At 74.0% G+C, this 12,903-nt stretch carries 11 protein-coding genes, 1 pseudogene and 1 riboswitch; of the genes and pseudogenes, 2 read left to right on the forward strand and 10 right to left on the reverse strand.

Features of this window, described 5'->3' with window-relative positions; all coding sequences use genetic code 11:
* Position 1 precedes the first annotated feature (1 nt).
* The gene (locus tag DFJ67_RS21125; protein ID WP_116069566.1) at positions 2–997 is read right to left on the reverse strand and encodes an aldo/keto reductase; all 996 of its coding nucleotides are present in this window, start codon (positions 995–997) and stop codon (positions 2–4) included.
* Between the two features lie 307 nt (positions 998–1,304).
* Here DFJ67_RS21125 and DFJ67_RS21130 point away from each other — a divergent pair, with 307 nt between their 5' ends.
* Together DFJ67_RS21130 and DFJ67_RS21135 are read left to right on the forward strand one after the other, a co-directional pair.
* Positions 1,305–1,526 (forward strand): CbtB domain-containing protein, encoded by a 222-nt coding sequence (locus DFJ67_RS21130; protein WP_116069567.1) that lies wholly within the window; start codon positions 1,305–1,307, stop codon positions 1,524–1,526.
* Positions 1,527–1,539: 13 nt separating this feature from the next.
* A complete protein-coding gene (locus DFJ67_RS21135; protein ID WP_116069568.1) occupies positions 1,540–2,262 on the forward strand; it encodes a CbtA family protein in 723 nt (240 codons plus the stop codon).
* A gap of 41 nt (positions 2,263–2,303) precedes the next feature.
* On the opposite strand, the pseudogene DFJ67_RS21140 reads toward DFJ67_RS21135, so the two are convergent.
* The 9 genes and pseudogenes from DFJ67_RS21140 to DFJ67_RS21175 form a co-directional block, all read right to left on the reverse strand.
* Positions 2,304–3,131 (reverse strand): annotated as a pseudogene (locus DFJ67_RS21140) (sirohydrochlorin chelatase); the annotation flags it as partial.
* Positions 3,128–3,730: a precorrin-8X methylmutase gene (locus DFJ67_RS21145; RefSeq protein ID WP_116069570.1), complete on the reverse strand. Its 603-nt coding sequence runs from the start codon at positions 3,728–3,730 to the stop codon at positions 3,128–3,130. The gene DFJ67_RS21145 and the pseudogene DFJ67_RS21140, both read right to left, overlap by 4 nt.
* Positions 3,727–5,607 carry a precorrin-3B C(17)-methyltransferase gene (gene cobJ, locus DFJ67_RS21150; protein WP_116076503.1) on the reverse strand — a complete coding sequence of 627 codons (1,881 nt, stop codon included), beginning with the start codon at positions 5,605–5,607 and terminating at the stop codon, positions 3,727–3,729. The genes DFJ67_RS21145 and cobJ overlap by 4 nt, the downstream gene beginning before the upstream one ends.
* Positions 5,608–5,923: 316 nt before the next feature.
* Positions 5,924–7,078: a precorrin-6y C5,15-methyltransferase (decarboxylating) subunit CbiE gene (gene cbiE, locus DFJ67_RS21155; protein ID WP_116069571.1), complete on the reverse strand. Its 1,155-nt coding sequence runs from the start codon at positions 7,076–7,078 to the stop codon at positions 5,924–5,926.
* Positions 7,071–7,871, reverse strand: a complete 801-nt coding sequence (gene cobM, locus DFJ67_RS21160) for a precorrin-4 C(11)-methyltransferase (RefSeq protein ID WP_116069572.1) — start codon at positions 7,869–7,871, stop codon at positions 7,071–7,073. The genes cbiE and cobM overlap by 8 nt, the downstream gene beginning before the upstream one ends.
* On the reverse strand, positions 7,868–8,581 hold the full coding sequence (gene cobI, locus DFJ67_RS21165; RefSeq protein WP_116069573.1) for a precorrin-2 C(20)-methyltransferase: 714 nt from the start codon (positions 8,579–8,581) through the stop codon (positions 7,868–7,870). Before cobI ends, cobM begins: the two co-directional genes overlap by 4 nt.
* Positions 8,572–9,906 (reverse strand): cobyrinic acid a,c-diamide synthase CobB, encoded by a 1,335-nt coding sequence (locus DFJ67_RS21170; protein WP_239097370.1) that lies wholly within the window; start codon positions 9,904–9,906, stop codon positions 8,572–8,574. Before DFJ67_RS21170 ends, cobI begins: the two co-directional genes overlap by 10 nt.
* Complete coding sequence (cobO, locus tag DFJ67_RS43885) at positions 9,900–10,514, reverse strand: cob(I)yrinic acid a,c-diamide adenosyltransferase (protein WP_239097369.1); 615 nt, start codon at positions 10,512–10,514, stop codon at positions 9,900–9,902. Before cobO ends, DFJ67_RS21170 begins: the two co-directional genes overlap by 7 nt.
* 4 nt (positions 10,515–10,518) lie before the next feature.
* The gene (locus DFJ67_RS21175) at positions 10,519–12,582 is read right to left on the reverse strand and encodes a VWA domain-containing protein (protein ID WP_116069575.1); all 2,064 of its coding nucleotides are present in this window, start codon (positions 12,580–12,582) and stop codon (positions 10,519–10,521) included.
* A gap of 59 nt (positions 12,583–12,641) precedes the next feature.
* Positions 12,642–12,812, reverse strand: a riboswitch (cobalamin riboswitch).
* Positions 12,813–12,903: the final 91 nt, after the last annotated feature.

A 12,903-nucleotide genomic window follows, 5' to 3' on the forward strand; every position in this document is an offset into this window, starting at 1 on the left:
CTCACTCCTCGATGGCGGCCATCGCCACGGGCGTGTAGCGGGCGCCGACCGCGGCGCCGACCGGGGCGGCCTCGCTGAGCTCGTCGCGCACCACGGTGCTCAGCTCGATCTCCGCCGCGCCGACGTTTTCCGCGAGATAGCCGCGGCGCTTGGTGCCGGGGATCGCGGTGACCCCCTGCGCCAGCACCCAGGCTAGTGCTAGCTGGGCCGGGCTGAGGTTCTCCCGCTTCGCGATGTCACTGATGCGGTCCACGATGTGCAGGTTGCGGTCGAGGTTGTCGCCGGCGAGCCGGGGCCAGGTCTGGCGGTAGTCGTCGGCGGGCAGGTCGGCGAGGTCGCGGACCGCGCCGGTCAGGAAGCCCCGACCCAACGGCGAATAAGCGACAAAACCAATACCTAGCTCGTGTACGCCCGCCAGCACGCCATTCGCCTCGACGTCGCGGGTGAACAACGAGTATTCGGTCTGCACCGCCGACAGCGGCGCCGTGTTGTGTGCCGTCCTGATGCTCGCGGGTGCGGCCTCGCTGATGCCTAGATAGCGGACCTTGCCCTCGGCGACCAACTCGCCCAGCGCGCCGAAGCTTTCCTCGACCGGCACCGCGGGGTCCACCCGGTGCAGGTAGAGCAGGTCGATGTGGTCGGTGCCGAGCCGGTGCAGCGAGCGGTCGACCGCGGCGCGCAGGTAGTCGGGGTGGCCGTTGGCGGGTCCGATGATCTTTCCAGCCTGGTCCAGGGTCACTCCACCCACCTTGGTGGCGATCACCGCTTCGTCGCGCCGTTCCGCGAGCGCCCGGCCGAGCAGCTCTTCCGCCCCGCCCGCGCCGTACATGTCGGCGGTGTCGAACATGGTCACGCCCAGCTCGAGCGCGCGGTGCACGGTGGCCACCGCCTCCGCGTCGTCGCGCGTGCCGTAGGCCGCGGTCATGCCGAAGGTGCCGAGACCTTCGACGCCGGCGACCAGGCCCTGGGTCCCGATCGGGTGTTGTCGCAACGTCATCGTCGTTCCTCTCGCTCGTGTGCGATCTCCACCCTGCGTCGCGCTGCTGTTCCTAGCGGCGCCCCGGTTATCCCCGACCTGGCAGGGCGAGGCTTGCCGGAATTTGTCGAGGACGTCTCATCGGGGTCGCTGCGGTTGACACCCCGGCGCGGGCGACCGTAGCGTCCGGGACGAAGTGACGATGGTAGGAAGCCGGTGAGAGTCCGGCGCGGTCGCGCCACTGTGACCACGTTCGCGCGTGGGAGTCAGACCCTCCGCCGTCACCGAAACCCATTGTGGGACGCGTGATCCCGAGGAGGTTCGCCCCGTGTCCAGTCTTTCTTCTTCCGCCACCCCCCGCCCGGCCGTCCAGCCGGTTGCCATCCCGTGGCGTGAGCTCCAGCCCTGGCTCCTGTTCGGCGCCGTGCTGGCCCTGGTCCTGCTCTACTTCGTCGGCACCGAGCAGGGTGTCTTCCACCTGATCGGTGGCAGCGGCGTGCACGAGTTCGTGCACGACGGCCGCCACCTCCTCGGTTTCCCCTGCCACTGACGGGCGGGGAACCATGCTGTCCCCCCGCTCTTTGTTGATCCGCGGCATGCTGGTGGGACTGGCCGCCGGCGTGCTCGCATTCGTGTTCGCCTACCTGGTCGGCGAAGGCCCGATCGACTCGGCGATCGCGTTCGAGTCGGCGCACTCCGTTGACACCGGCGAGCCGGCCTTGGTCAGCCGCACGGTGCAGAGCACCTTCGGGCTGCTGACCGCGACGCTGATCTACGGCGTCGCGTTCGGTGGCATCTTCTCGATGGTGTTCGCGGCCGCCTGCGGCCGGATCGGCCAGCTCGGCCCGCGGGCGACCGCGGCCCTGGTCGGCCTGGCCGGCTTCGTCACCGTCGCGCTGGTGCCGTTCCTGAAATACCCGGCCAACCCGCCGGCGACCGGTTCTTCCGACACGATCGGCCGGCGTACGTCGCTGTACTTCCTGATGTTGGTGATCGCGCTCGCGACGCTGGCCTTGGCGATCTACATCGGACGGTCGCAGGTGGCCCGCTTCGGCGTCTGGAACGCGACCCTCATCGCGGCCGGTGCCTTCGTGGCGGTGATCGCCGTCGCACACGTCCTGCTGCCGCCGATCGAGGAGATCCCGGAAGGGTTCTCGCCGATCGTGCTGTGGAACTTCCGCCTCGCGTCCCTCGGCACGCAGGTGGTCGTCTGGGCGACGCTGGGCCTCGGCCTCGGCGCCGTCGTGGAGCGCAGCCTCCGCCGTTCGGCCGCCTTCAGCGCCTGAGGTTTACGGCCTCCCGTCGGCCCCCACCGTCAATGGTGGTGGTCGGCGGGGTGGGCGTGCGGCAGTTGGGCGGCGCCCACCGCGTGCTCGTGGAACGGCAGCGCCACCCGGTATTTGCAGGTGTCGCAGTTGGCGCGGATGTCACCGCCCAGCGCCTCGGTGTAGCGCTCGACCACGATCTCGGCGAGCCCTTCGCAGTCACCGATCACGCCGGCCGTGCGCACGTCGGCGTCGCGGTCGTGCGCCCACTCCCGTGCCTGCGCTTCGACCCGCCGCGGCAGCACGCCGGTGAAGAGGAAATAAGGCAACACCACGATCCGCTGCGCGCCGAGTGCCCGGCACCGGTCCAGCCCGGCCATCACGCCGGGCTGCGCGAGCGAGACGAACGCGTACTCCACATTGGCCATTGGGGTGGTCTCCGCCAGCAGCCGGGCGACCTTGGCGACCTCGGCGTTGGCGTCCGGATCGGTGGACCCGCGCCCGACGAGGAGGACGGTCGTGTCGCTGTCGGCACCGGTCTCGGCCAGTCGCTCGCGCAGCAGCGCCAGGATGCCCGGGTGCGGACCGAGCGGCCGCCCGTAAGCGAACGACAGCCCGGGATGCCGGGCCCGTTCGGCGGCCAACGAGGCCGGGATGTCACCCTTGGCATGCCCGGCGGCAACCAGCATCAGGGGTACGCAGGCCAGCCGTCGCGCACCGGATCGGACCAACTCGGCGACCGCGTCCTTGACCGGTGGTGGCGAGAGTTCGATGAAGCCGCCCGCGACGGGGGCGTCGAGCGTCCGGCCGACCCGGGCGACGAAGCGGCGGAAGTCGTCGGCGCCCTGCGGGTCGGAGGTGCCGTGTCCGGCGATGAGCAACGGGATCATGCGAGCGGGTCTCCGTAGAGCAGGGCATTCACGGCGGCTGCGGCGACCGCGGCGCCGCCGCGGGCCGAGCGGTTGGACAGTTGCGGTAGCGTGGTCTGGCGCAGGGCCGCCTTGGACTCGGCCGCGCCGACATAGCCGACCGGAAGCCCGATTACCAACGCCGGGCGGACCTCGCCGGCCGCGGCCAGGCGGATCAACTCGGTCAGGGCGGTCGGCGCGTTGCCGATCACCCAGATGGCGCCGTCGGGGTGGGCTTTGGCGGCCCGCCGGATGCCGGCCGCCGACCGGGTCAGCCCTTCCCGGCTGGCCAGGTCGGCTGTCGCTGTCGCGGCGACCAGACACGTGGCGGGGTAGGCCGTCACTCCGGCGGCGACCATCGTCACGTCGGTGACCAGCGGGTTATTGGCCGCCAGCGCTTTGACGCCGGCCGTGAGCGCCTCCTCGTCGGTGACCAGGTCGTCTTGCCAGGCCGGGTCGGCGGTGGTGTGGATGACCCGCTCGACCACGTCGCGGGTGTGCGGCGGCAGCCCGGTGGTGTCGGCCTCGGCGCGCAGGATCCGGTAGGACTCGGCCTCGATCGGGTGCACGGTGCGCTTCACGACAGCCACGCGTACTCCCGCGGTGTGACCATTCGCCCGGCCACCAGCCGGGTCCGGCTGGAGCCGACCAGCACCACCGACCGCATGTCCACGATGGACGGATTGGATGACAGCTCGGCGAGCGTGGTTCGGTGCACCCGCTGGCCGGGCCGGGATGCGTCGCGGACCACGCCGACCGGGGTGTCCGGCGGCCGGTGTTTGCTGAGGATCTCCAGCGACTCGGCGAACTGGGCAACGCGGGTCTTGCTGCGCGGGTTGTAGAGGCAGGCGACCAGGTCGGCGGCGGCCACCGCGCGGAGCCGCTCGACGATCACTGGCCAGGGCGTGTGCAGGTCCGACAGCGAGATGTAGGCGTGGTCGTGGCCGAGTGGCGCGCCCAGCAACGCGGCGGCGGCGAGGGCGGCGGTCACCCCGGGCACCGCGTCGACCTCGACGTCGGCGCCGGCCAGTTCGAGCGCTGGCGACGCCATCGCGTAGAGGCCGGCGTCCCCGGAGCCGATCAACGCGACGGCGTGCCCTTCGGTGGCCAGTTCGACGGCCTCCCGGGCGCGCTTGGACTCCTCGCCCAGCACGGACGCGACGATCCTGGCGCCGGGGGAGAGGAGGTGGCGCACCTGGTCCACGTATTGGTCCAGGCCGACGACCACCGACGCCCTCCGCAGCGCGGCGGTGGCCCGCGGGGTGCGCAGATCCTCGGCGCCCGGGCCGATGCCGATGATCGTGAGCCGGCCGCGCGGCGTCAACCGGGCGACGGCGGCGGTCGCGGTCGGGGTGACCTGTTTCGGCACCACCAGCTGCGCGCTCCTGCCGGCGTCGCGCGCGGCCCGGAGCGCGGCGGCCTCGGCCACGCTCGGCGTGCCGACCGCGGCGCGTACGACCTCGGACGGGGTCGGCACGTCTTCGGTGGCGAGCTCTTGGGCGGGGAAGGTGAGCAGTGGCCAGCCGCGCTCCGCGGCCAGCGCGAGGATGCCGGCCTCGTCGGCCTTGAGGTCCACGGTGGCCAATGCGCGCACGGACGCAGGGTCGAGCCCGCCGGCGGCCAGGGCCGCGTCCACGACGCCGGCGACGGCTTCGGCGGTGACGCCGCGACTCGCGCCGACCCCGACCACCAACGACGGCGGCCGGTAGACGAGATCACCGGTCGCATCGGCCCGATCAGAGACGACCAGCCGCACCGGACCAGCTTCGCTGGCCGTGACGGCTCCCCGGATGGGGTCCCTTTCGCCAGCCGGAGGCGGCGGAACGGGCGTGGTCGCGTGGGTCTGGTCGGTGACGGCCTCGCGGATGGGGCCTCTTTTGCCGGCCGGCAGCCGCGGAGCGGGCGTGGTCGCGTCGCTCCCGTCAGGAGCGATTGGCGCGGCGGCGCGGTCACCGCTGGGCAGTGGGGGAACCGGCCAGGTCGCATCGGCGATCACGATCGCGCCCGAGCCGTCGAGCAATGCCCTGGTCACCCGAGCGACCGGCGATGGGTCGGCCAGGCGGAAGCCCAGGTCGGCGCCGAAGGTGTCGAGTGGTGGCAGGCCCAAGCTGTCGGTGGCGGTGGTGATGACCGGCTCGGCACCGAGCAGCGCACCGATCCGGCAGGCCGCGTCGTTGGCCCCGCCGTCGTGTCCGCCGGTCAGCGCGACCGCGAACCGGCCCGCCTCGTCGACGCAGACGACGCCGGGGTCGGTGTGCTTGTCGGCAAGCAGCGGCGCGATCAGTCGGACCGTCGCCCCGGTGGCCAAGAAACACACCACGACGTTGCTGCCCGCCCAGGCTGCGGCGAGCTGTTCGCGCACCGAGCCGTCGTGGGTGCGCACCTCGTCGGACCACGCCTCGGCGAGCCGCGCGGCCAGCCGGCGCCCAGCCGCCGTCGGCGCCACTACGCCGATCATCGTGACCCCCACGCCGGCGTGACGGAGTTGGTCGCGGCCGGTCGGCGGTCGGCCGCCGTGGGTGCCAGTGCACCGATCATCGTGACCCCCACGTGGGCGTGACGGAGTTGGTCGCGGCCGGTCGGCGGTCGGCCGCCGTGGGTGCCAGTGCACCGATCATCGTGACCCCCACGTGGGCGTGACGGAGTTGGTCGCGGCCGGTCGGCGGTCGGCCGCCGTGGGTGCCAGTACGCCGATCATCGTGACCCCCACGTGGGCGTGACGGAGTTGGTCGCGGCCGGTCGGCGGTCGGCCGCCGTAGGTGCCACTGCGCCGATCATCGGGACCCCCATACCAGCGTGACCGGGTTGGTCGCGGCCAGGCGGTGCCGGCCGGCGATTTCCGCCAAGCGGTTTGCCTGCACCTGCACGCCGCCAGTCGCGTAGCCCGCCGCGGCAAGCGCGTCGGCGGCTGGTCCGACCGGTTCCAGCGCCGCGAACGCGGCCACCACATTGGTCGGGCGGCGGGCGAGCACTGCGGCGAGCACGTCGGGGCCGCCGCCGCCGACGAAGACCGCGTCGGGGTCGGGCAGGTCGGCGAGTGCGGCCGGTGCCGCCCCCGCCTCCACCCGCACCTCGACGCCGTGCCGGGCGGCGTTGGCGCGGGCCAGGTCGGCCGCGGCCGGGTCGCGGTCGACGGCGACGGCCGCGGCGCCGAACCGGGCGCACTCGACCGCGACCGAGCCGGAGCCGGTGCCGACGTCCCAGACCAGCGTGCCTGGTGCCGGGCGCAGGCGGGGCAGGGCGACCGCCCGCACCTCGGCCTTTGTGATCATCGAGTTGCGGTGGTGGAACGCGTCCTCGGGCAGCGCCCAGCCGTCCGGCACCCGGACCCCGCCGGCCAGCCAGCCCGCCGGGCCGCTGGAAAGGTCGCCGGCCAGTGAGATCACCACGTTGGGCTCGGCCCAGTCGCCGTCGGGGCCGGTCAGCCGCTCCTCGGGTGTGCCGAGGCGGGACGCGACGATCACCCGCCGGGACCAGCCCTCCAAGGCCGCCGCCAGCGCGGGCGGCTCCGCGCCCGGGCCGGTCAGCACGGCGACCTTCGGGTAGGCGCGACAGATGTTGGCCGCTCGCCGCAGGCCGCCGTCGCGCCCGTGTGCGGACACCACGACCGCGTCGTCCCAGGGCAGGCCGAGACGCGCGAACGCCTGGGCGACCGATGACACCGCCGGTTGGACGATCGGGTCGACGCCGGCCCGGCGCAGCGCGCGGACGATGCCGAAGAAGCCCGGGTCGCCGCTGGCCAGCACCGCGACCGGTCCATTGTGGCCAGTGACTCGGGCCAGGGCGGCACCGACGTCGCCCATGACGACGCGTTCGGCGGATGACTCGACGGCCGAGAGGTGTCGAGCGCCGCCGACCAGCAGCGTCGCCGACGACACCGCCGATGGCAGGGGGCTGCCGTCGTAGCCGAAGACCGTTACCTCAGCCACGGCGGGACTTCAGCTCGTCGCGGGCGGCCGGGTCGGCCCGGCGGTGGCCGTGGAAGTGGCCCGGGTGGTAGAGGTGGCTGCGCGTGCCGTGGGCGGCCAGCGCCGGGCCGACCAGGAACAGCGTGTGCTTCCACAGCTTGTGCGCGCGGACCGTCTCGGCCAGCGTGCCGATCGTGCACCAGGCCAGCAGCTCGTCGGGCCAGCTCACCCGCGAACCCACCACGACCGGCGTCTCCGGCGGGTAGCCCCCGTCGACGAGCTGCTCCGCGAGCTGCTTGGCGCGCGCGGCCGACAGGAACACGGCCATCGTGGTGCCGTGCCGGGCGAAGTCGGCGATCCGCTCGCCATCCGGCATCGGGGTCTTGCCGCCCTCGAGCCGGGTCAGGATCACCGACTGGGCCACCTCGGGCACGGTCAGCTCGCGGCCGGCGGCGGCCGCGACCGCGGCGAACGCGGAGACGCCGGGCACGATCTCGGTGGTCAGGTCGAGCCCGGCGCAGGCGTCGAGCTGCTCGGCGACCGCGCCCCACAGGCTCGGGTCGCCGGAGTGCAGGCGGACCACGCGCAGGCCCTCGGCGGCGGCGCGGTGGTAGATGGCGACGACTGCCTCCAGCGGGACGGCCGCCGAGTCGACCACCTCGGCGCCCGGTCGCACGTGGTCGAGCACCTCGGCGGCGACCAGGCTGGACGCCCAGACCACCACGTCGGCCTCGGCCAGCCGGCGGGCCGCCCGCAGGGTCATCAGGTCGGCGGCGCCCGGACCGGCGCCGACGAACGTCACCCGACCGGTCACAGCTTTCCTCCCCGTCGATGGCGTACGGCCGGGATGAGCACCGTCGCCAGGTATGGCAGTGCGCCGTCGACCGCGTCGAGCGGCTGCACCTTCTCGTCGGGCAGCCCGAGGTGGGTGCCGACCACGGCGCCCCGCCCGGCCGCCGCCTCGGCGATCGCGGCCATGTGCCGGCCGCCCTTGTAGACCACGACGGTGGCGTCGCGCGCCAGCGCCTCGTGCAGCGGAGCCAGGTCGCCGCGGGCCATCGGGAGCAGCACGAGTTCCTCGCCGCCCTCGACCAGCGGTCGTCCGGCCGCCGCGGCCAGCGCCTGCATCGCGGTGATCCCCGGGATGGTGGAAACCTCGACCGACGGCACCAGGGCGCGCACGGTCGAAGCCAGGTAGCCGAAGGTGGCGTACACGTTGGGGTCGCCGATCGTCGCGAACGCGGCCGTGCCGCCGGTCTCCCGCAACCAGTCGGCGACCCGGCGGCCGGCCGCGTCCCAGTAGCGCTCCCGCCGCCCGGCGTCCTCCCGCTCGTTGAGCGCGAACACCAGCCGCTCGATCCGGTCGTGTGCGGCGTGTGCCCGCACGGTCGCCTCCGCCCGCCCGAGATCGGCGGGGTCCAGGACCGGCACGAACACCCGGCCGGCGGTGGCCAGGGCGCGTACCCCCTTGAGGGTCATCAGCTCCGGATCACCGGGCCCGACACCGACTCCGATCAGGCGCATGCCGCCACCAGCCGTTCCGCGATCTCGGGCGTCCCCGCCCAGTGCAGGTGCAGATAGGAGGCGTGCACGTTGCCCGCCACGAAGCCTTCGGCCGGCCGCTCGCGCCAGGCCCACGCCGGCGCCGCGCCGAAACCGGGGGTGGTCGCCGTCCGGTGGAACTCGTGCCCGGTGACCCGGGTGCCGACCGGCGCCAGCCAACTCGGTGAGATCGCCACCGCGTCGCGGTAGCCGAGGGTGAGCTTGCCCGTCATCTCCGCGTCGGCGGGCAGCACGCCGCACATCGGCGCGCCGTCGAGCGTCTGGGCCAGCCAGAGCAGGCCGGCGCACTCGGCCACGATCGGGGCACCGGCCGCCGCCAGGCCCGCCACCGCCGTCCGCAGCAACCGGTTGGCTGAGAGCTCGGCCGCATACACCTCGGGGAAACCGCCGCCGACCACCAGCGCCGCGGCACCGGGCGGCAGGGCCTCGTCGTGCAGCGGGTCAACGGTGACGACATCCGCGCCGGCCGCCGTCAGCAGCTCAATCGTCTCCGTATAGCCGAAACTGAACGCCGGACCACCGGCGACCGCGACCACCGGCCGCCGCGCCACCTCGACTGTTGGCGGCGACCACGGCTCGACCACGAGAGGCGGCGCGGAAGCGGCGGCCGCCGCGACGGCGTCGAGGTCCACACTGGACACGATCAGCGAAGCCAGCGCGGACATCGCCGAAGTCGCCTCGGCGCGGCGTTCCACGACGGGCACCAGGCCAAGATGCCGGGACGGCGCGGCCACCGCGTCGCTGCGGCGCAGCACGCCGAGCACGGGCGTGCCGGTCTCCTCCAGCGCCTCGCGCAGGATCGCCTCGTGCCGGTCGGAGCCGACCTTGTTGAGGATCACCCCGGCCAGCCGCAGCGTCGGGTCGAAGCCGCGGAAACCGTGCACCAGCGCGGCGACCGAGCGACCGACCGCGGAACCGTCGACCACCAGCAGCACCGGCGCCGACAGCAGCTTCGCGACCTGCGCGGTCGAGCCATGCTCACCGGCGTGCGCCCGGCCGTCGAACAGCCCCATCACGCCCTCGACGATGGCGAGGTCGGCCCCGGCGGCACCGTGCGCGAACAGCGGTGCGATCCGCTCGGTGCCGACCATGACCGGGTCGAGGTTGCGCGCGGGCCGGCCGCTGGCCAGCGCGTGATAGCCGGGGTCGATGTAATCCGGGCCGACCTTGAAGCCGGCCACGGCTTGTCCGCGCGCCGTGAACGCCGCCATCAGCCCGCCGGCGACGGTGGTCTTGCCGTGGCCGGAGCCCGGCGCCGCCACCACGATCCGCGGCGTGGCTACCACTCGATGCCCTGCTGTCCCTTGCGGCCGGCGTCCATCGGGTGCTTGACCTTGGTCATCTCGGTGACCAGGTCGGCCGCCTCGATCAGCGCGGGCGCCGCGTCGCGCCCGGTGACGAGCACGTGCTGGTTGCCGGGCCGCGCGCCGAGCGTCGCCACCACCTCGTCGACGTCGACCCAACCCCATTTCATCGGGTACGTGAACTCGTCGAGCACATAGAACCGGTAACGCTCGGCGGCCAGGTCGCGCTTGACCTGCGCCCAGCCCTCGGCGGCCTCGGCCGCGTGGTCGCGCTCGTCGCCCGGCCGGGCCAGCCACGACCAGCCCTCGCCCATCTTGTGCCAGGTGACCGGTGCGCCCACGCCGGTGGCCGCGTGGTGCGCGCCCAGCGCGGTCAGCGCCGTCTCTTCGCCGACCCGCCACTTCGGACTCTTCACGAACTGGAAGACGACGATCGGCCAGCCCGCGTTCCAGGCCCGCAGCGCCATCCCGAACGCCGCCGTCGACTTGCCCTTGCCGGTGCCGGTGTGCACCGCCAGCAGTGGCTGCCGCCGCCGCTCGCGGGTGGTCAGGCCGTCGTCGGGAACGCTTTCCACCTTGCCCTGTGGCATGTCGTCACACCGCCTTCAGCGCGCGGGCGGACAGCGCCGCCAGCGGCAGGTATTCGGCGTCCAGCGCGCCGGCCAGCGTGCGTGCCATCCCGAGCCGGACCGGGCCGCTCTCGCAGTCGACCACGACGCTCGGCACACCGGCCAGCGCCGGCGCGACCGTGCGCGGATCGGGGCCGCGGGTGAACCGGCCGTCGGTGACGACGACCAGCAGCGGCCGGCGCAGCGGGTCACGGCGGCGCTCGCCGGCCAGCGTGCGCGCGGCGGCGGTCAGCCCGGCGGCGAGCGGGGTACGCCCGCCGGTGCGCAGATCGGCCAGCCGGCGCACGCCGACCTCGTGGCTGGCGGTGGGCCGCAGTACGGTCGTCGCGTCGCGGTCCCGGAACGTGATCATGCCAACCGTGTCACGGCGCTGGTAGGCGTCGCGGAGCAACGACAGCACCGCCCGCTTGACGGTCGCCATCCGCTGCCGGGCCGCCATCGAACCCGACGCGTCGACCACGAACAGCACCAGGTTGGCCTCACGTCCGATGTGGACGGCCTCGCGGAGGTGCTGCTGCCGGATCACGATCCGGCGGCCGCGGCGGTCGCGGACGCGGGCCGGCGCGGTGTCCGGCAGGTGCACGGCCCCGATCCGCTCGACGAGGTGGTCGCGGGCGGCGGCTAGCACGGTGTCCGGCAGGTGCAGGGCGCCGATCCGGCCGCGCGGCGCCCGTGAACCGGCGACCCGGCCCCGGGCCGCGTAGGCGGGTGAGCGTCGTCCACTGTGGCCATACCGGCCCCGGGATCGGGCGGTCAGCGTGCGGGTCCTGTAGGTGGCACCGATTGGGGCGGGCGTGGCCGGCGGCGCAGTGGCAGGGGCGCCGCCCGGCCGGTCCTCGGCGTCGGGCGCGGCGGCGCCGCCACTGCCCGGTCCGCCGGCGTCAGGCCGCGGGTCATCCGGTCCAGGACCGCCTTCGCTTGGTCCACGGTCGTCCGGCTGCGGGCCGTCCGGCCGTGCGCCGCCGTCGTTCGGGCCTGGATCGTCCGGCTCGGGTCCGGGACCGTCGGGCGCTTCAGACTCGCCGGCCTGGGCCAGCGCGTCGTCGAGGGCCTGCTGGTCGGCGCCCGGCGGGTCGAACGGGTCGCGCCGGCGCCGGTGCGGCAGGGCCAGCCGGGCCGCGTCGTCGACCTCTCGGTCGGTGACGACCGACCGGTCGCGCCAGGCGGCCAGCGCCACGGCCGTGCGGGCGATGACGATGTCGGCCCGCAGCCCGTCGACCCCGTAGGCCAGGCAGATCCGGGCGATCCGGTCCAGCGCTGGGTCGGGCAGCGTGACCTTGGGCAGCCGGGCCCGGGCCGCGACGATCCGTTCGGCGGTGTCGGCGTCGGCCTCGGCGAAGCGGGCCGCGAAACCTTCGGGATCGGCCTCGTAGGCCAGCCGGCGACGGACCACCTCGGCCCGGTCGCCGGGCTCGGTGGGTGCGCCGACCTCGACGACCAGCCCGAACCGGTCGACGAGTTGCGGTCGCGGCTCGCCCTCCTCCGGATTCATCGTGCCCACGAGCAGGAAGCGGGCGGCGTGTCGGAGCGAGACGCCGTCGCGCTCGACGAACGCGCGGCCCATCGCGGCCGAGTCGAGCAGCAGGTCGACCAGGTGGTCGGGGAGCAGGTTGACCTCGTCGACGTAGAGCGCGCCGCGGTGCGCGGCGGCCAGCAGGCCCGGCTCGTAGGCCTTGGTGCCCTCGGTCAGGAACCGCTGCACGTCGAGTGTGCCGACGACCCGGTCCTCGGTGGCGCCGACCGGCAACTCGACCAGCCGGGAACGGCGCACCAGCGGATCACCGGCCGGGTGCGGGCCGTCGGGACAACCAGGGTCCGGTGCGGCAGGGTCGCAGGCGAACCGGCAGCCGGCGACCACTGCGATGTCGGGCAGCAGTGCGGCGAGGGCGCGTACCATCGTCGATTTGGCAGTGCCCTTCTCGCCGCGCACCAGCACGCCGCCGATCACCGGTGCGACGGCGTTGAGCAGCAGGGCCTGGCGCAGGTCGGCCAGGCCGACGACGGCGGAGAACGGGTAGGCGGTGCTCATCCGGTGTGCCGGCACGACAACATGGCGCTCAGTCCCTTCCGCGGGTGTCCACGCCCGCGATGGTTCGACGGCGAGCAGCCGAGTGTCCTGGCTCCCGGATCGACGCTCCCCTCGGCCTTCCAACCCTCTCGGGCCGTGACCATCAGGTGAGGGATCGCTCCCCGGTGACAGTGGCGGGACCGCCCCGGAATCGCACCGGGTTCCTCCGCACCGCTCGCCCAACATGCTGACCCACGCAGCAGGCCCGCGTCAAAGGGAGGGGAATCACGCCCCCGCTCCGCCCCCCCCGCGACGCCTGGTCCTTCGGACGGCGAGATCAAC

The sequence above is a fragment of the Asanoa ferruginea genome, assembly GCF_003387075.1.
In the GTDB taxonomy this organism is placed as follows: Bacteria; Actinomycetota; Actinomycetes; order Mycobacteriales; family Micromonosporaceae; genus Asanoa; species Asanoa ferruginea.